Annotated in this window: 14 protein-coding genes and 1 tRNA gene; 4 read left to right on the top strand and 11 right to left on the bottom strand. The window is 65.0% G+C overall.

The window, feature by feature from the left end; all coding sequences use genetic code 11:
* Positions 1-136 precede the first annotated feature (136 nt).
* A complete protein-coding gene (locus SAS01S_RS02125; RefSeq protein WP_066804087.1) occupies positions 137-1141 on the top strand; it encodes a threonine aldolase family protein in 1005 nt (334 codons plus the stop codon).
* 115 nt (positions 1142-1256) lie between these two features.
* A complete protein-coding gene (locus tag SAS01S_RS02120) occupies positions 1257-2180 on the top strand; it encodes a DMT family transporter (RefSeq protein ID WP_066804044.1) in 924 nt (307 codons plus the stop codon).
* On the opposite strand, the gene SAS01S_RS02115 is transcribed toward SAS01S_RS02120, so the two are convergent.
* Both SAS01S_RS02115 and SAS01S_RS02110 read right to left on the bottom strand, forming a co-directional pair.
* Positions 2177-2938: a Rossmann-fold NAD(P)-binding domain-containing protein gene (locus tag SAS01S_RS02115; RefSeq protein ID WP_066804041.1), complete on the bottom strand. Its 762-nt coding sequence runs from the start codon at positions 2936-2938 to the stop codon at positions 2177-2179. The two genes, SAS01S_RS02120 and SAS01S_RS02115, sit on opposite strands and share 4 nt — an antisense overlap.
* On the bottom strand, positions 2928-4619 hold the full coding sequence (locus SAS01S_RS02110; protein WP_066804038.1) for a M28 family peptidase: 1692 nt from the start codon (positions 4617-4619) through the stop codon (positions 2928-2930). Before SAS01S_RS02110 ends, SAS01S_RS02115 begins: the two co-directional genes overlap by 11 nt.
* 108 nt (positions 4620-4727) lie before the next feature.
* Here SAS01S_RS02110 and pepN point away from each other — a divergent pair, with 108 nt between their 5' ends.
* The gene (gene pepN, locus SAS01S_RS02105) at positions 4728-7328 is read left to right on the top strand and encodes an aminopeptidase N (protein ID WP_066804035.1); all 2601 of its coding nucleotides are present in this window, start codon (positions 4728-4730) and stop codon (positions 7326-7328) included.
* A gap of 198 nt (positions 7329-7526) precedes the next feature.
* Here pepN and SAS01S_RS02100 read toward each other — a convergent pair whose 3' ends face one another.
* From SAS01S_RS02100 to SAS01S_RS02060, 9 genes are all read right to left on the bottom strand, one after another.
* A complete protein-coding gene (locus SAS01S_RS02100) occupies positions 7527-8225 on the bottom strand; it encodes a DUF72 domain-containing protein (RefSeq protein ID WP_500799071.1) in 699 nt (232 codons plus the stop codon).
* An 8-nt stretch (positions 8226-8233) separates the two neighbouring features.
* Complete coding sequence (locus tag SAS01S_RS02095; protein WP_066804029.1) at positions 8234-8605, bottom strand: tRNA-binding protein; 372 nt, start codon at positions 8603-8605, stop codon at positions 8234-8236.
* Complete coding sequence (locus SAS01S_RS02090; protein ID WP_066804026.1) at positions 8605-9276, bottom strand: glutathione S-transferase family protein; 672 nt, start codon at positions 9274-9276, stop codon at positions 8605-8607. Before SAS01S_RS02090 ends, SAS01S_RS02095 begins: the two co-directional genes overlap by 1 nt.
* A gap of 187 nt (positions 9277-9463) precedes the next feature.
* The gene (locus tag SAS01S_RS02085) at positions 9464-9892 is read right to left on the bottom strand and encodes a hypothetical protein (RefSeq protein WP_066804024.1); all 429 of its coding nucleotides are present in this window, start codon (positions 9890-9892) and stop codon (positions 9464-9466) included.
* A 60-nt stretch (positions 9893-9952) separates the two neighbouring features.
* Positions 9953-14482 carry a glutamate synthase large subunit gene (gltB, locus tag SAS01S_RS02080; RefSeq protein ID WP_066804021.1) on the bottom strand — a complete coding sequence of 1510 codons (4530 nt, stop codon included), beginning with the start codon at positions 14480-14482 and terminating at the stop codon, positions 9953-9955.
* Positions 14479-15240, bottom strand: a complete 762-nt coding sequence (locus SAS01S_RS02075; protein WP_066804018.1) for a DUF2059 domain-containing protein — start codon at positions 15238-15240, stop codon at positions 14479-14481. Before SAS01S_RS02075 ends, gltB begins: the two co-directional genes overlap by 4 nt.
* Before the next feature lie 32 nt (positions 15241-15272).
* Positions 15273-16712 carry an NAD(P)-dependent oxidoreductase gene (locus tag SAS01S_RS02070; RefSeq protein WP_066804016.1) on the bottom strand — a complete coding sequence of 480 codons (1440 nt, stop codon included), beginning with the start codon at positions 16710-16712 and terminating at the stop codon, positions 15273-15275.
* Between the two features lie 156 nt (positions 16713-16868).
* On the bottom strand, positions 16869-17675 hold the full coding sequence (locus tag SAS01S_RS02065) for an undecaprenyl-diphosphate phosphatase (RefSeq protein ID WP_066804014.1): 807 nt from the start codon (positions 17673-17675) through the stop codon (positions 16869-16871).
* 53 nt (positions 17676-17728) lie between these two features.
* On the bottom strand, positions 17729-18685 hold the full coding sequence (locus SAS01S_RS02060; RefSeq protein WP_066804085.1) for a complex I NDUFA9 subunit family protein: 957 nt from the start codon (positions 18683-18685) through the stop codon (positions 17729-17731).
* 117 nt (positions 18686-18802) lie between these two features.
* Between SAS01S_RS02060 and SAS01S_RS02055 the strand changes: the two genes are divergently transcribed.
* A tRNA-Leu gene (locus SAS01S_RS02055) sits at positions 18803-18889 on the top strand.
* The last annotated feature ends 138 nt before the right edge of the window (positions 18890-19027 follow it).

Raw genomic sequence — 19027 nt, 5'->3', positions numbered from 1 at the left:
TCTTCTTTCTTCTTCGACCAGCCCGACGAAAAAGAAGAAAGAAGACCCTCACCCAAACCCTCTCCCGCTAGCGGGAGAGGGCTAAGAAGTATTTCCCCCCTTCCCTACCGCCCCGGCATGAAAGATGAAGCGTGCCATGCGCTTCTTCTCCGACAACGCCGCCCCGGCCTGCCCCGCGGTGATCGATGCGATCACTGCCGCCAATATCCTCGACACCGCCTATGACGGCGACCGCTGGTCGAAACAGCTCAACGGGCGCTTTTCCGACCTGTTCGGCACCCAAGTCGAGGTGCTGTGGACACCATCGGGCACGTCGGCCAATTGCCTGGCACTGGCGGCGCTGTGCCAGCCGCACGGCGCGGTGATCTGCCACCGTGAGGCGCACATCAACAATGACGAAGCGGGAGCGCCGGGCTTCTACCTCCACGGCGCCAAATTGCTGCTCGCCGAGGGGCCGGGCGCGAAAGTGACCCCGGATGCGGTGGCGGGCGTGCTCGCCGGCATCCGCAACGACGTGCATCAGGTCCAGGCGCATGCGCTGTCGATCACCAACGCGACCGAATATGGCCTGAGCTACGCGCCCGACGAGGTCGCGGCGCTGGGCGACCTGGCCAAGGCGCGCGGGCTCGGCTTCCACATGGACGGCGCGCGCTTCGCCAATGCGGTGGTGCATGCGGGCGCCGATCTCGCCGATCTAACCTGGCGCGCCGGAGTCGATGCGCTGAGCTTCGGCTTCATCAAGAATGGCGGGATGACCGCCGACGCGTTAGTGCTCTTCAAGCCCGAACTGGCCGCGGCCAGCCATTATCGCCGCAAGCGCGCGGGGTTGCTCGCATCGAAGGGGCGCTATCTGGCGGCGCAGATCCTGGCAATGCTCGACAATGACGTGTGGCTCAGGAATGCTCGTGCCGCCAATGCCGGCGCGGCGCTGTTGGCGCGCGCGGCGGGCGACCGGCTGGTCTATCCGGTCGAGGCGAACGAGGTATTCCTGCGCGCGACGCCGGCGGAAGCGGCGAGTTTACGTGCCTTGGGCTTCGACTTCTACGATTGGGCGCCGGGCGAGGTACGGCTGGTCACCTGCTGGGACCAGGCCGAGGACGCGATCCGGCCGCTGGCGGATGCGATTGCGGCGCTTGGATAAATTCCCTCTCCCGCTTGCGGGAGAGGGCTAAAAAGCGGTCGTCCATAGGTTCACCTTGTCACCGTACAAGCAGAAGCCGGGTTGTTGCGCCCACGCACCGCGGTAGAGCGGAATCGTGCTCCAGCCGCCCCAAGCCAAGCCCCGCTCGACCACGCTCAGCGTGCTGGTGCCGTTCGGCATCGTCACCCTGATCTGGGGATCGACCTGGCTGGTGATCCGCGGTCAATTGGGCGTGGTGCCGCCGAGCTGGTCGGTGACCTATCGCTTCCTGATCGCCGGCATCTGCATGGTCGGCTGGGCGCTGTGGAAGCGCGAGAGCTGGCGACTGGGGGCGCGTGGATACGGCTTCGCGATATTGCTCGGGCTCTTCCAGTTCTGCGGCAATTTCAATTTCGTCTATCGCGCCGAACAACATGTCACCTCGGGCCTGGTGTCGGTCGTGTTCGCGATGCTGCTGATTCCTAATGCGCTGTTCGGCCGCGTCTTCCTCGGCCAGAAGCTCGGCCGCCAGTTGATGGTCGGATCGGCGATCGCGATGGCCGGCGTCATCCTGCTGTTCGTGCGCGAAGCGCGAGTCGATCCGCATGGGCCTGGCCAGGTGCTGGCCGGCATAGGGTTCACTTTGTGCGCGATCCTCTGTGCCTCGACCGCCAACGTCATGCAGGCGACGCCGACCGCGGCGCGCTATCCGATGGGCACCACCGTCGCGATTGCGATGCTCGCGGGCGCGGCGATCGACGCGATATTCGCTTATGCAACCACCGGCGCCCCGGTGATCGAGCATCGCGCTATCTATTGGGTCGGCACGCTCTATCTCGGCGTCTTTGCCTCGGCGCTCGCTTTCCCGCTCTATTTCGGGGTGATTCGCGCGATCGGCCCGGCCAAGGCGGCCTATTCGAGCGTGATCGTGCCGGTGATCGCGATGATGCTGTCGACCCTGTTCGAGGGCTATCGCTGGTCCGGCCTGGCGATCGGCGGCGCGGCGCTGGCCGCATTCGGGCTGGTGATCGCCCTCAGGGCCAGAAGGCCCAATCGCTAAACCAGAGCGCGCAGGCCCAACCGATAGTCGGCATAGACCGGCCGCCAGCCCAGCACGCGCTTCGCTTTCAGGTTCGATACCCGCCGGTTCTCGGCGTGGAAAGCGCGCGCTTCGGGCGTTAGCGCGTCGAGCGGGACGACCGCTGGCGGATCGATGCCGAGCAAATTCGCGGCGAACTCGATCACCGCGTCCTGGCTCTCCGGCATGTCGTCGGACAGATTATAGGCACCAGGCGGTGCGTCGAACCCCGCGATCACGCCGGCGGCGAGATCGTCGACATGGATGCGGCTGAACACTTGCCCAGCGATCCCGGTCCGGTGCGCCCGTCCGCTGCGCACGCGATCGAGCGGTGAACGGCCGGGGCCGTAGATCCCAGGCAGGCGGAAGACACGCGCGCCAAGCGACAGCCAATCGGCGTCGGCGCGGTTACGCGCTTGTCGCCGCCCCACGATCGGCGCGCCTTCGTCGACCCAGGCCCCTCCGGCATCGCCATAGACGCCGGTCGAGGAGAGATAGCCGAGCCACTTGCCGCCATCCGCCAGCGCCGCGCCGTAGCGCGCGAGGACGGGATCGACCTCGTCGGGCGGCACCGAGGACAGGATATGTGTCGCGCGATCGATCGCCGATATCACCCCCTCACGATCGTCGAAATCGAGACTGCCGGCGCTGCCGGTCGCGGCAATCTCCCACCCGTCCAAACCGGCGGCGATGACGGTCGCCGCATAGCCCAGCCCGAAGATCAGGAGGTTATTTCGCACCGTAACCGCCGAAATACGTCCCGAAATAGTCGCCCTTGTTCCAGCGCGGCCGCTCGTCGTTATCGGCGATTTCGCGCGCGATCGTGTAATTGACCGTCACGAAGCGCACCCCTTGCGCCCAGTCGAGCAGCTGCGAGAGGTCGTCCGACGGTTGGTGATAATGATTGGCCATGAAGTCGTCCCAGGCCGCCTTGCCCGCGCCCTTCTCGCCCGGCCACAGGAAGACCGAGGGAATGCCTTTTTGCACGAAGCGGAAATGGTCGGAGCGCACGAAAATGCCTTGCTCCGGCATCGGGTCGGGCGACATCGACACGCCGACCGATCCCGCCGCGCGCTCGACGATCGGGCCCAGCGTCGAGCGCTGCGCCCCGAACACCACCATGTCCTCGAACGGATAGGTGATCAGTGGCATGTCGAGATTGACGTCCGCGACGATCGACTTGAGCGGCACGGTCGGATTGTTGGCGAAATAGTCGGAGCCGATCAGCCCCTTTTCCTCGGCAGTCACCGCCAGGAACATGATCGTTCGCCGCGGCGGCTTGCCCGACGAGACGAACCGCTTCGCCTCCTCGATCAGGCTGGCGATGCCGATGGCATTGTCCTCGGCACCGTTGTTGATCGTGTCGCCGGTCTTGTCCGGGGCACCGACGCCGATATGATCGAGATGCGCCGACAGGATGACGACGTCATCTTTCAGCTTGGGGTCGCTCCCCGGGAGGAGGCCGATCACGTTCGACGACGGCATCGGCCGCGTCTCGGTCCTGATCGCGACCGACAAAATGCCGTTGAGCGCGACCGGCTTGAACGCAGCGTCATCACTATCCGCTGCCTTGCCTATCTGATCCCAGCCGATCCTGGCGCCGGCGAACATCTTCGCCGCGATCCCCGGCGACAGCGTTCCCAGCATCGGCACGCCGTCCGCCCCGCCGGTGGCCTTGCCGTTCGACCAGGTCACCCGCTCACGATCCCAGGTCCGTGCCAGTGCCGCGACCGGAAAATTGCCGCGCGCGCCACGCGGGCTTTGGATCTGAACCGCGCCGATCGCACCATGCTCGGCGGCGATACGCGCCTTGGTCGCCGGGCTCGAGAAGAAGGCTCTTTCTTCGCCCTCATATCTGCTCGGCGCGCCGGCGACGAAGGCGACGATCTTTCCCTTCACGTCGGCGCCGCGATAATCGTCGCGTTGGTAATCGGGCGCGACGATACCATAGCCAACGAAGACGATTGACGCATGCAGGCTGGTTTCCGGCTTGGCGGGGTTGGACGAGGGCGCGAAATCCTGCCCGAAGACGAGTGTCTGTGGTTGCCCGCCAGGCGGCGTCCAGACGAAATTGCCCTTGTCGGCGAGCTTGACGCCGATCAGCGGCACTTTCTGCAGGTAGCCGCCATCATCGCCTCCCGGCCGCAACCCGGCGGCATAGAATTGCGCCGCGACATATTGCGCGGCAATGTCGAATTCCGGGCTGCCCGCCTCCCGCCCGCGCATCGCATCGGACGCGAGGAACATGACATGGGCTTTCATCGCGGCCTGATCGGCAGGAAGCGGCGCATTGACCCGCTCGTTGATCGAGCGCGGGCTTTCCTTTTGAGAGGCGGACGGCGCCGAGGGTGCCTTGCCAGTCTGCGCAAGCGCGGTGCCGGCGACGAGCGTCAATGCGGCCGCGCCGATCAGTCTCAACATGGCTTTCCTCTTGGCTGTCTCTGTTGTGGCGCGTAGCACGCGGAGAACGGTTGGCAATCGCATCCGGTGCGAATGATACAGCCATGAAGCAGGACCGCACGAAAACACATGATCGACGTTCAATCCGCCCTAGCCGACCCGATTGTCACACGCCGCGAGGATTACAGCGCGCCCGATTGGCTGGTCCCGGATATCGCGCTCGATTTCGATCTCGATCCGGCAACGACGCGAATCAAGGCGGCGCTCGACGTGACGCGCAACGGCGATCACGATCGCCCGCTCCGGCTCGACGGCGACGGCCAAGTGCCGCTATCGGTCAGCGTCGACGGCAATCTGCACAATGACTGGCGGATGGAGGGGTCGGACCTGGTCATCGACCTTCCCGCCGGCAAGCACCGCATCGAGACCGAGGTCGAAGTCCATCCCGACCGCAATACTCAATTGATGGGACTCTACGCGTCCGGCGGCAATCTGTGCACGCAATGCGAGGCGGAAGGGTTTCGCCGCATCACCTTCTTCCCCGATCGACCCGACGTGCTCGCGCGCTATTCGGTCAGGATGACGGCGGACAAGAAGCGCTTCCCGATCCTGCTCGCCAATGGCGACCCGATCGCGTCGGGCGATCTCGATGACGGCCGCCATTGGGCCGAATGGCGCGATCCTTATCCCAAGCCGAGCTATCTGTTCGCGATGGTCGCGGGCAACCTTGCCGCTAATCGCGCGACCTTCACCACCATGTCGGGGCGCAAGGTAGAGCTCGGCATCTGGGTGCGCGAACGCGATCTGGCCAAGACCGAGCATGCGCTCGACGCGCTGCAACTGGCGATGGCGTGGGACGAGAAAGTCTATGGCCGCGAATATGATCTCGACGTGTTCAACATTGTCGCGGTCGACGATTTCAATTTCGGCGCGATGGAGAATAAAGGGCTGAACATCTTCAACAGCCGCTACATCCTGGCCGATCCCGACACCGCAACCGATTACGATTACGACGCGATCGCCGCGGTTGTGGCGCACGAATATTTCCACAATTGGTCGGGCAATCGCGTGACCTGCCGCGACTGGTTCCAGCTCAGCCTGAAGGAAGGCTTCACCGTCTTCCGCGACCAGAGCTTCTCGGCCGATCAGGGATCGGCGGCGGTCAAAAGGATCGAAGATGTGCGCGGCCTGCGCGCCAGCCAGTTCCCCGAGGATAACGGCCCGCTGGCACATCCGGTACGGCCCGAAAGCTATATCGAAATCTCCAACTTCTACACCGCGACGATCTACAACAAGGGCGCCGAGCTGATCCGGATGATGGCGACGATCCTAGGCAAGGATCGCTTCCGCCGTGCTACCGACCTCTATTTCGACCGTTTCGATGGGACCGCCGCGACCTGCGAGGATTTCGTCCGCTGCATGGAAGAAGGCGGCGAGATCGACCTGACCCAGTTCCGTCTGTGGTATTCGCAGGCCGGGACGCCGCGCGTCTCCGCGGCGCTCGATCACGATGCAGAGTCCGGCCGCGCAACCTTGCGCCTCGCGCAGCGCACGCCGCCGACGCCCGGCCAATCTGTCAAAGAGCCCATGGTCTTGCCGCTCAAGCTCAAGCTGTTCGGCAGCGCGAGCGGTGCGGCGCTGGGCGAGGAGCAGCTCCATCTGCTCGACCAGCCGAGCAGCGAGATGGTGTTCGAGGGGGTGAGCGAGGCGCCGGTGCTGTCGATCAACCGCGGCTTTTCCGCGCCCGTCATCATCGAAAGCGACCGCTCGGCGCAGGATCTCGCTTTTCTCTCGGCGCATGACGACGATCCGTTCGCGCGTTACGAAGCGATGCAACAGCTGATGCTCGATACGCTGGTGACCGCGACCCAGCTCGGCCGCGCCGATCACGGCCCGGTGATCGAGGCGGTGCGCCGCACGCTGGAGGATGGAGCGCTCGATCACGCCTTTGTCGCCGAAGCCGTACTGCTACCGTCGGACAGCTTCATCGGCGATCAGCTCGACCGGGTCGATCCCGAGGCGGTGTTCCGCGCCCGCGAGGCGCTGCGCCGCGACCTCGGCAAGACGCTCGCGGCGCTGTGGCGTCAAGCCTATGCCAATAGCTCGACCGGCGCGCCGTTCGTCTATTCGCCGGCGGCCAAGGCCGACCGCCGGATGCGCACCGTCGCGCTCGGCTATATCGCTGCCTCGGGTGCCGACGATGCCGCCGATCTTGCGTTCGCGCAGTTCGAGACGGCGGATAACATGACCGACCGCCAGGGCGCGCTGACGGCGCTGGCGAACGGCACGTCGGACAAACGGATCGCTGCGCTCGACATCTTCTACAATCGCTATTCGACCGACGCGCTGGTGCTCGACAAATGGTTCCAGACCCAGGCGCTGTCGTCGCGCGACGATACGCCGGCGACGGTCGATGACCTCGCGCGGCACCCCGACTTCACGCTCGCAAATCCCAACCGCGCCCGATCGCTGGTCGGGGCGTTCAGCGTCAACCAGCGCGCGTTCCACGCCGCTGGCGGCGCGGGCTATCGCTTCCTGGCGGACAATCTGATCGCGCTCGACCGGCTCAATCCGCAAACGGCCGCGAAACTGCTGCCGCCGCTCGGCCGCTGGCGGCGGTTCGACGAGACGCGGGCGGCGCTGATGAAGGCGGAACTCGAGCGCATTCTCGCGACGCCCGGCCTGTCGAAGGATCTGTTCGAGCAGGCGTCGAAGAGTTTGGAGGGGTAGCGCCAAATAAACCCTCTCCCCTTGTGGGAGAGGGATACGAAGACTTGGGGCCGTCAGGCCCCTAGTCGAAGTTGGGTGAGGGGAAGCGGTCGCGCAGCGATCGCGCGGAGCTTCGCTCCGCTTCCCCTCACCAAGCTACGCTAGCGAGCAAGCTCGCAAGCTTCGCTATCCTCTCCCACAAGGGGAGAGGAGTGATGGCTAAACCAGCCCACGCATCTCCAGTGCGTTCAACATCGCCGCGCCGGTCATCGTATTGTCGAAGATCGTCCAGCTCTCCACACCGGCGTCAGTCGCCGCCTGCGCATGCCGCGCGACCATCTTCGCGTCATAAGCCGAGCGATACATTTCTGGCGATCCGTGCAGCCGGGTATACCGCAACCGCGCCCAGCCGCCGGGCTCCCCTGCCCCCGCAACCGGCGCGGGATTGGCGGCGACACGCACCACACGATATCGGACGAGCAGGGTATTCGCCTCTGCCGTGAACCAGCTTTGGTGGCGCGGCTCGCACACCAGATCGTTCGCCGTGCGATCGCGCAGCAACGCGAAGAAATCCCCTGCGATCGAAGCGTCGAAGGCGAGGCTGGGCGGTAACTGGATCAGGATCGGGCCGCGTTTCGCTCCCAATCCGTCGGTCTCTTCGAGAAATCTGTCCGACAGCGCCGCGACGCCAACAAGCCGCGCCTCGTGCGTGACCGCCTTGGGCAGCTTCACCGCGAAAGCGAAACCGTCGGGCACGCTCGCCGCCCAGCGTTCATAGGTCACGCGCCGGTGCGGACGATAGAAGCTCGAATTGATCTCGACCGCGTTGAGCATAGCGGCGTAGCGTGCGAGCTGACTTCCGTCCGCGGGAAAGGCATCCGCCGCGACACGCGGGATCGACCAGCCGGCGGTGCCGATCCGGATCGTCAGAACAGCCTGCCGCCATTGGGCACCGGCTCGCTCGGCGCGATCAGCACGACCTTGCCGTCGACGTCGGGAAAACCGAGCGTCAGCACTTCGGAGCGCATCGGCCCGATCTGGCGTGGCGGGAAATTGACCACGGCGGCGACCTGGCGCCCGATCAGATCCTCCAGCGTGTAATGTTCGGTGATCTGCGCCGACGAGCGCTTGGTGCCGATTGGATCGCCGAAATCGATCGACAGCTTGAACGCCGGTTTGCGCGCTTCGGGGAAGGGCTCGGCGGCAATGATCGTGCCGACGCGGATATCGACCTTGAGGAAATCGTCAAAGGCGATTGTCTCGGCGGCCGGCGCGGCGCTGTCGTGAGTTACGTGCATCAGAAATTCACGTCATGATAATGCGGCGAGGCCGGGATGCCCTCCATCCGCTCGCTCAGCAGCGGGCGGAAACTCGGGCGGCTCTTCATGCCGCCATACCAGCGCGCGGTCTGTTCGTGGTTCTTCCAGTCGATTCCGCCGAGATAATCGGCGACCGAAATCTGTGCCGCCGCCGCCAGATCGGCGAGGCTGAGCGTCGCACCGCCCATCCAATTATGCCGATCGAGCAAATAGTCGGTGTAATCGAGATATTCGACCGCCGACTTCATCGCCTCGCGCAGCACGCGCGCGTCGGGGCTCGCCTTGGTGACGATCCGCTTGAGCATGCGCTCGCCCAACAACCGCTCGGTCACGTCGCGGAAGAAGAAGGTGTCAAACCAGGTCGCCAGCCGGCGGATCTCGGCGCGCTGGATTGCGGTGCCGTTGATCATCTGCGCCTTGTCGACCGTCTCCTCGAAATATTCGCAGATGACCAGCGAATCGATCAGCCGGATGTCACGCTGGGCATCGGTGATCACTGGCGTCTGCCCCGCCGGGTTCATGTCGATGAACTCGTCGCGCCGCTCCCACGGATTTTCGCGCACCAAGGTATAACCGACCCCCTTTTCCCCCAGCAGCAGCCGGACCTTGCGCGAGAAGGGACAGAGCGGGAATTGGAGGAGTTGCCACATTCCTTGCTGTTAGAAGCTGGCGGCGAGCGGGGGAAGATGGCTTTGGCAGACTATTCGTCGATGACCGGCTCGAGACGGTCGCCATCACCGGGAGTCCGCCCCAAGCGACCCTGGCGTCTGGATTCTATCCTGATCGACTGGAACGCGCAGCCGCGCTCCATGCGGAAACGTCTGGCCGATGCACCCCTCAGTGCGATTCGGTCGTTCCCAACACCCGGCGAATGCGCTCGGTCGTCGCCTTGAGCTCATCCGACATCGCCACTGCGGCGCCCGCGGTCCGGCCAGCCGCGACTACCGTCTGCCTGGCGGTGCGGTGGATCTCGTTGCGGTAATCGGGGTTCCGCCGCGCCGCCATGCTGTCGAGCGTGTCGTTGGGGCGAATGCTCGAATCGGGCGCGATCGCCGCCATCGGCCCGACGCGCGTCTCCATCACCGCGTCGGTCAGCGCGTCGATCAATCCGACGACGCCATTCTGCACCATCGGGTTGTTGAGCGCATTGGCGGCAGCGCGCGCGTTCATCTGCGGCGCCGGCCCGGGCGGTGGCGCATCGCGATCTTGCGCGAGCGCCGGTGTCGCGGCGAAAGCGAGGACGGGAAGCAGCATATAGTTACGCATGGCACAGCATCCGAGAAACGATCGGTGAGTCGCCTTATAGCACCGATCGTGTCCCCAACGCTACTCCGCGGCCTGTAGTTCCTCGCTGTCGTCGAGCGGGTGCGGCGACCGCTCGAGCATTTCCTTGGGAATGACTTGCCAGAACTTGGTGCGCGCGCGATCCCAATCGTCGAGAATCCCTTGCGACCAATTGCTGTCGGTCGCCGCGGCATGCGCGCGGACCAGGTTCTTGAGCACCGCTTCCCAATGCGCCGACGCCAGCCGTTGCCAGACGATCGAGTCGCCATTGGCGCGCCGATCGAAGCTGGCACCGGAATCATAGACGAACGCCATCCCGCCGGTCATGCCCGCGCCGAAATTGGCCCCGACCGCGCCGAGCACGACAGCGATGCCGCCGGTCATATATTCGCAGCCATTGGCGCCACAGCCCTCGACGACGACAGTCGCGCCCGAATTGCGCACCGCGAAGCGCTCGCCGGCCTGCCCCGCGGCGAACAACCGCCCGCTGGTCGCGCCATAGAGCACGGTATTGCCGATGATCGTATTCTCCTGGCTCGCCAGCGGCGACGAAACGACCGGGCGGACGACGATCGTGCCCCCCGACAGACCCTTGCCGACATAATCATTGGCGTCGCCGAACACTTCCAGCGTGATGCCCTTGCACAGGAACGCGCCCAGGCTCTGCCCGGCCGAGCCGCGCAACCGCACGGTGACGTGGCCGTCGGCGAGCTTGTCCATGCCGAAGGTGCGGGTAATCTCGCTCGACAGGCGCGTGCCGACGGCGCGGTGCGTGTTGCGGACCGAATAGGTCAGCTGCATCTTCTCGCCGCGCGAGAAGACATGCGCCGCATCCTTGATCATCTGCGCGTCGAGGCTGTCGGGCACTTCGTTGCGCCACGTCTGCAGGCTGAACCGGCGCTGGTCCTCGTCGGCATCGACCTTGGCCAGGATCGGGTTGAGGTCGAGGTCGTCGAGATGCTCGGCGCCGCGGCTGACCTGACGCAGCAATTCCGTGCGGCCGATGATTTCGTCGAGGCTGCGCACGCCGAGCCGCGCCAAGATGTCGCGCACTTCCTCGGCGATGAAGGTCATCAGGTTGATGACCTTTTCCGGGCTGCCGGTGAACTTGTCGCGCAGCTTGGCATCCTGGGTGCAGACGCCGACCGGGCACGTGTTGGAATGGCATTGCCGCACCATGATACAGCCCATCGCGACCAGGCTGAGCGTACCGATGCCGAATTCCTCGGCGCCCAGGATCGCGGCGATGACGATGTCGCGTCCGGTCTTGAGCCCCCCATCGGTGCGCAGCTTCACCCGGCCACGCAAGCCGTTGAGCGTCAGCGTCTGGTTGACTTCCGACAGCCCCATTTCCCACGGCGTGCCGGCATATTTAATCGAGGTCTGCGGCGAAGCGCCAGTGCCGCCGACATGGCCGGAGACCAGGATGACGTCGGCATGCGCCTTGGCGACGCCCGCCGCGACCGTGCCGATCCCGGCCGAGCTGACCAGTTTCACGCACACCCTGGCGCGCGGATTGATTTGCTTCAAATCGTAGATCAGCTGCGCCAGATCCTCGATCGAATAGATGTCGTGATGTGGCGGCGGGCTGATCAACGTCACGCCGGGCGTGGCGTGACGCAATTTGGCGATGAACTCGGTGACCTTGAAGCCGGGCAACTGCCCGCCCTCGCCCGGCTTGGCGCCCTGCGCGACCTTGATCTCGATCTCGTCGCAAGCGTTGAGATATTCGGCCGTCACGCCGAACCGGCCCGAGGCGATCTGCTTGACTCCCGAATTGGCGTTGTCGCCATTTTCATAGGGCTGGTAGCGGAGCTTGTCCTCGCCGCCCTCACCCGACACCGCCTTGGCGCCGATCCGGTTCATCGCGATCGCCAGCGTCTCATGCGCTTCGGGCGATAGCGCGCCCAGGCTCATGCCCGGGGTGACGAAGCGCTTGCGGATCTCGGTGATCGGCTCGACCTGGTCGACCGCGATCCCCTCGTCGGGGAAATTGAACTGGAGCAGGTCGCGCAGATAGACCGGCGGCAGGTCCGCGACCCCGCGCGAGAATTTCTGGTAAGTCGAATAGCTGTCGGTCCCCACCGCGGTCTGCAGCAAGTGCATTAGCTGCGCCGAATAAGCGTGCGTCTCGCCGCCATAGCGCTGGCGGTAGAAGCCGCCGATCGGCAAGGTCACGACGGCCCCGCCACTGGCAAAGCTGTCGAACGCCGCTTGATGGCGCAGTTCGGCGTTGAGGTGGAGCGAGGCATAGCCTTCGCCGGAAATCTTGGCCGGCATGCCGGGAAACAGGTCGGCGACCAGGCTGCGCGACAACCCGACGGCTTCGAAATTATAGCCGCCGCGATAGCTGGAGATCACGGCGATCCCCATCTTCGACATGATCTTGAGCAGCCCTTCGTCGACTGCCTTGCGGTGATTGGCCAGGCATTTCTCGAGGCTGAGATCGTCGGCAAACAGCCCGCGCGCATGGCGATCGGCGATCGCCGCTTCGGACAGATAGGCATAAACCGTAGTCGCGCCGACCCCGATCAGCACCGCATAATAATGCGTGTCGAGGCATTCGGCGGTCTCGATATTTACCGAGCAATAGGAGCGCAGGCCGCGCCGTACGAGGTGCGTGTGCACCGCCGCCGCCGCCAGCACGCCGGCGATCGCGACCTTGTCGGGGTCGATGTTGCGGTCGGACAGGAAGATTTCGCTCTTGCCCTCGCGCACCGCTTGCTCCGCCTGGTTGCGGATGCGCTGGATCGCGGTCCTGAGCGCATCGGGCCCGCCGCCCGACGGGAACGTGCAGTCGATCTCGGCGGTCTGGCTGCCGAAATGCGCTTTGAGCTTGGCCCATTCCAAACCGGTCAGCACCGGGCTTTCCAGCACCAGCACGCGATCCTGCCGGACCCCGGTGTCGAGGATATTGGCGAGATTGCCGAAGCGCGTCTTGAGCGACATGACGTGGCGTTCGCGCAAACTGTCGATCGGCGGGTTGGTGACCTGCGAGAAATTCTGGCGGAAGAACTGGCTGATCAGCCGCGGTTTGTCCGAAATGACCGCGAGCGGCGTGTCGTCGCCCATCGATCCGATCGCTTCCTTGGCACTCTCGACCATCGGCGACAGGATCAGCTCCATGTCCTCGAGCGTCTGGCCGGCGGCGACTTGACGGCGCAGCAGCTCGGCACGGTCGAAGCGCGTGACCGTTTCGCCTTTCGGCGCCTTGAGTTCCTCGATTGTCACGAAGTCGCCGATCATTTTGCCATAATCATGCTCGTCGGCGATGCGGTCCTTGACCTCGCGATCGTGGAGCAGGCGGCCTTCGTCGAGGTCGACCGCGATCATCTGGCCCGGCCCGAGACGGCCCTTTTCCACGATCATCGTCTCGGGCACGACGACCATGCCGGCTTCCGACCCGACGATCAGCAGCCCGTCCGAGGTCTGGGTATAGCGCAGCGGCCTGAGCGCGTTGCGGTCCATGCCGGCGACCGCCCAGCGGCCATCGGTCATCGCTAGTGCGGCGGGGCCATCCCACGGCTCCATCACCGAGCCGAGATATTTGAACATGTCGAGATGCTTCTTCGGCATCTCGCCCTTCGGCCCCCACGCCTCGGGCACCAGCATCAATTTGGCGGTCGGCGCGTCCCGGCCCGAGCGGCAGATCGCCTCGAACACCGCATCGAGCGCGGCGGTGTCCGATGCGCCCGCCGGGATCACCGGCTTGATGTCTTCCGATGCTTCACCGAACGCGTTCGCCGCCATCTTGATCTCGTGGCTGAGCATCCAGTTCTTGTTGCCGCGGATCGTGTTGATCTCACCATTATGCGCGAGACAGCGGAACGGCTGCGCCAGCCACCATTGCGGGAAGGTGTTGGTCGAATAGCGCTGGTGAAAGATCGCGACGCGGCTTTCGAACCGCGGATCCCGGAGATCGGGGTAGAAGACCGACAGGCTCTCGGCGAGGAACAGCCCCTTATAGACGATCGAGCGGCAGCTCAGCGAGCAGATGTAGAAGCCGTTGATCTGCGCGGCGATGACGCGCTTCTCGATGCGGCGACGGACCAGATACAGGTCCTTCTCGAACTCTTCGGCCGATTGCGTCCCGGGCAAGGGGCCGGCGATCATGATCTGCTCGATCTCGGGGCGCGTTTCCTGCGCCTTGCGGCCGATCACCGACACGTCGACCGGCACCTGGCGCCAGCCATAGATCGAATAGCCGGCCTCGATGATCACGCTTTCGACGATGGTGCGGCACGATTCCTGCGCGCCGAGATCGGTGCGCGGCAGGAAGATCATGCCGACCGCGAGCTGGTTGTCGGCGACCTTGTGCCCCGACGCCTGGATCGCCTCGTCGAAGAATTTGTGCGGCAGGTCGACATGGAGGCCGGCGCCATCGCCGGTCTTGCCATCGGCATCGACCGCGCCGCGGTGCCAGACCGCCTTGAGCGCATCGATCGCCGACTGCACGACGCGGCGCGATGGCTGGCCGTCTGTGGCGGCGACAAGGCCGACGCCACAGGCATCGGACTCGAATTCGGGACGGTACATCCCCTCAGCGGCGAGGCGGGCGCGTTGATCGGTCATGTCGTGCTCTTCGGGTCGGTTAGCTTGCTCTCATCGACGCCGAGAGCCTTTGCGATACGGGTCCGTTCGGCCGGCGTCAGATCCTTTAGCTTGCGTGGCGCCGGCAGGCTTGTCGTCGCTTTCTGCGCCGCGGCGATGAATTGCGGCATGCTCTTCATCATCTTGGGCATCATCGACTGCATCTCGGCTGCCATCGCCGGATCGGCCATGATGGTCATGTACTGGGTCGCGAACTTGTTGCCCGAGCCTGCCGAGAAAAAGCGCTCCAGATCCGTCAGCTCTGCCAGCGAAAAATGATTGGCATAGGCATGCGCCATCGCCTCACGAATGTCGGGTTCCTGCGTGGAGAAGAAGTCGCCCATCGCATCGAACATCGCGCGCGCCGATAGCTGCATGCGGTCGCGCCAGTGCGGATCGTAGATCGCCATGACTTCGTCGACCTTCACCTTATCGAGTTCAGCCGCTTCCTTCGGATTGAGACCGCCCATTTCGGCTATCTCGCGCAACGGAAGCGCCTTCATGGTGTCACCCATGTTACCCATGACCGAATCCATCATCGGGCCCATGATCTTCTTGTAGGTCCCTTGCGGCAGCAGATGCCCGACCACCAGCCGAGCCTCGGCCAGCGTCGCCGGATCGGCTGGCGTTGGCGCCGGCGCCGGTGCGACATCCGCCTTGACGAGTGGCGGCGCGGTCTGCGCGACAACGGGCGTCGCGATGAGCAGTGCCGTGGCGGTAATGAGCGACGCCTTGATCATGGATGGTCTCCGAACCGGAGCCCCGCGCTCCGTCATGCCGCCTTCCTTTCGTATTTCGCCTTCGCCCGCAAATACTTGTCCATATGTCCGGCGACGTCGCGACCATCGCGCACCGCCCACACCACCAGGCTGGCGCCGCGGACGATGTCGCCGGCGGCGAATACACCGTCGAGGCTGGTCATCAGCGTGGCATTGTCGACCAGCAACGTGCCCCAGCGCGTCACGCCGAGTTCGGGCGCGTCGAACAATCGCGGCAGGTCCTCGGCGTCGAAGCCGAGCGCCTTGATGACCAGATCGGCGCGCCGCACTTCGCTCTCGCCGCCATCGGGTTCGGGCGCGCGGCGGCCGCTGGCGTCGGGGGCGCCGAGGCGCATCCGCGCGATCGACACGCTGTCGACCGTGTCGCCGCCACCGAAGGCCTCGGGCGCCGACAGCCAGACGAACTCGACGCCTTCCTCCTCGGCATTGCCGACTTCGCGCTGCGACCCCGGCATGTTGGCGCGGTCGCGGCGATAAAGGCAGGCGACCGAGGTCGCGCCCTGGCGCACCGCGGTCCGGACGCAGTCCATCGCAGTGTCGCCGCCGCCGACCACGATCACGTTCTTGCCCGCCGCGTCGAGCGCGCCGCTGTCGAAATCGGGCACGGCATCGCCGAACCCCTTGCGGTTCGACGCGGTGAGATAGTCGAGCGCCTCGACCACGCCGCTCGCGCCGACACCCGGCGCCGCCAATGCGCGCGCCTTGTACACGCCGGTCGCGACCAGAATGGCGTCGTGACGCGTCCGCAATTCCTCGAGCCCGGCCTCGCGCCCGACCTCGAAGCCCTCGTGAAAGACGATGCCGCCCGCCTTTAGCCGGTCGACGCGGCGCATCACTACCGGCTTTTCGAGCTTGAAGCCGGGAATGCCATAGGTCAGCAACCCGCCCGCGCGATCGTGGCGATCGTAGATATGGACGTCGTACCCGGCGACGCGCAGCAGCTCCGCCGCAGTCAGACCGGCCGGGCCCGCACCAATGATGCCGACCGACTGGCCGCGCGCCGGCCCCGGGACGATCGGTTCGATCCAGCCATTCTCCCAAGCGGTGTCGGTGATGAATTTCTCGACCGAGCCGATCGTCACCGCGCCATGGCCGGAGAATTCGATCACGCAATTGCCTTCGCACAACCGGTCCTGCGGACAGATACGGCCGCAGATTTCGGGCATGGTCGAGGTCGCGTTGCTCAGCTCATAGGCCTCGCGCAGCCGCCCTTCCGCGGTCAGGCGCAGCCAATCGGGGATATGGTTGTGCAGCGGGCAGTGCACCGAACAATAGGGCACGCCGCATTGCGAGCAGCGCGCCGACTGCTCCTCGGCGTCGGGCACCCCGTAGCGATCAGCGATCTCGCGAAAATCTTCCGCGCGCTGCTGAGCGTCGCGCTTGGCCGGATAGGCCTGCGGTACACCCACGAATTTCAGCATATCACCGGCCATCGCCCGCTCCCTTCGGAACGGCCGCTAGCCTGTTTCCCTCCGCCCGTCACGCAAATTCGGTCAAATACGGCAGCTATATTGTCCCATTTTACGGTCGCTCTAGGTTATTCCGTCGCACGAGAGCGAGAAGTTCGTTCGTTTAGTTCCGATCCGGTCTTATTTGAGCAAAAACACTAGCGCCACGGCGCCGACAGCGATTCGATACCAGCCGAACGGGCTGAACCCGGTCCTCCCAACCAGCCCGACGAACCACCTGACAACGAGCAAGGCGACGACGAAGGCGACGACGAAGCCGACAGCGATCAGACCGAAGCCGACGCTGTTCGCCGCCATCAGTTCGTGCCGCTTGGTGACGAGTTCGAGCACGGTCGCGCCAAGCATGGTCGGGATCGCCAGAAAGAAGCTGAATTCGGCCGCGGTACGGCGCTCGACCCCAAGGCTCAGCGCGCCGAGAATCGTCGCGCCCGAGCGGCTGACGCCGGGGATCATCGCCAGGCATTGGATGAAACCGATGCCAATCACCTTGGGCAGCGGAATCTCGGCGACGCCCTTGATCCGGCCTTCCCTGACCGTGCGTTCGATGCCGATGATCGCGATGCCGCCGACGATCAGCGCAATCGCCACCGTCAGCGGCGATCCGAGCAGTTTCTCGATCTGCTTGTGCAAGACGAGCCCGATCACTGCGGCGGGCAGGAACGCGACGAGCAGGTTGCGGACGAAGCGGACCGAGGTCGGATCGAACCGCAACAGCCCCTGGAGCACGGCCCAGAAGGTCCGCCAATAGAGGACGACGATCGCCAGAATCGCGCCCAACTGGATGACGATGTTGAACAGCGCCCAATATTCGGAGTTATAGCCGAGCAGCGCGCTGGCCAGAATGAGGTGCCCGGTCGAGGAAACCGGCAGGAATTCGGTCACGCCCTCGACAATGCCGAGGATGATGGCGGTAATCACGTCGTTCACGGAGGATACTCCCTATACGCGGGCGCAGCCGCGAACGGATGTCTGTTGGAAGGTCAGGCCGCCTTGGCACGCAGGCCGAACCGGCCCGCCTTGCGATATTGCACCAGCCAGGACCCCGCGACCGCCTCCATCGGCGTCGGCGTGATGCCAAGCGATTCGAGCCCCGGAAGCGTGCCGCTGGCGACATTGTCGGTCTTGAGCATCTTCCACTGGTCGAGCTTGATCGGCGCGCCCGGCAGGAAGCCGGCGTAAGCGATCGCCTGGCCGGCAATGTCGGGCAATTCTATGAAGTCGGCCTCGCGCCCGATCGTCTCGGACAGCCAGCGCAGCAGGTCGCGCATCGTGATGACTTCGGGACCGGTCGCCTCGATCGTCCGGCCAGCCTGCGAATCGCTCTCTTCCAAAGCCCGCACGACCGCGCGCGCGACGTCGACGACATGGACCGGCTGGAATTTAGCGCCCGCGCGCAACACCGGCACCGCCGCGCGACCGAACACGCCCGGGGCACTGCTGATCATCCCGGCGAAGCGGTTGAGGAACTTGTCTTCAGGCCCGAACACAACCGAGGGACGGAGCACGATGGCATCCGGAAAAACCTCGCGCGCCGCGGCTTCGCCCGCTGCCTTGCTGGCATAATAACGCGACGGCGACTCGGCATCGGCACCGAGCGCCGAGAGATGGAGGAACGCCGCCGCGCCAGTATCGCGCGCCGCCTTCGCCGACGCGCGCACGCCCGCGACGTGGATGCCGTGGAAATCGGGACCCCAGGTTCCCACCAGATAGACCACGGCGTCCGAGCCGGCGACCGCACGCGCGATCGTGTCCGGCTTGGTCACGTCGGCGGCGACGAACTGCGTCTGACCGAGCCCGCCCAGCGGCTTCAGGAACCAGGCGCGGCGCGGATCGCGCTCGACCACGCGAATCCGCGCGCCCGCGGCGAGCAATTCCTGCGCGACGTAACGGCCGATGAATCCGCCTCCGCCGATCAGTGTTACCAGCTTGTCCTTCATGACGATCCTCGACACCATGCCTAGCCTCCCCATGCCGCGACCCGCGCCGTGCCGCAAGCGTCGCGGTCGCTGTTGACAACCAGCAGGTGCGCCAATAGAGCGCGCCCCCTACCCCGTGCCCAGATGGCGGAATTGGTAGACGCACCAGCTTCAGGTGCTGGCGCTCGCAAGGGCGTGGAGGTTCGAGTCCTCTTCTGGGCACCAGGGACCTTCCGGCATCGTCCGGAAAGGTCCACCAATCGGCTGGTTTACAGCATATTTTCATCAACAATTGCCGCCGCACACACCGATTGGGATGTTGTCGTCAATCTACGCGACTGAATGACGCGACTGCGAGAGCGA

This window comes from Sphingomonas asaccharolytica NBRC 15499 (assembly GCF_001598355.1).
GTDB classification, from domain to species: Bacteria; Pseudomonadota; Alphaproteobacteria; order Sphingomonadales; family Sphingomonadaceae; genus Sphingomonas; species Sphingomonas asaccharolytica.
This window is presented reverse-complemented; position numbering and strand designations above follow the sequence as displayed.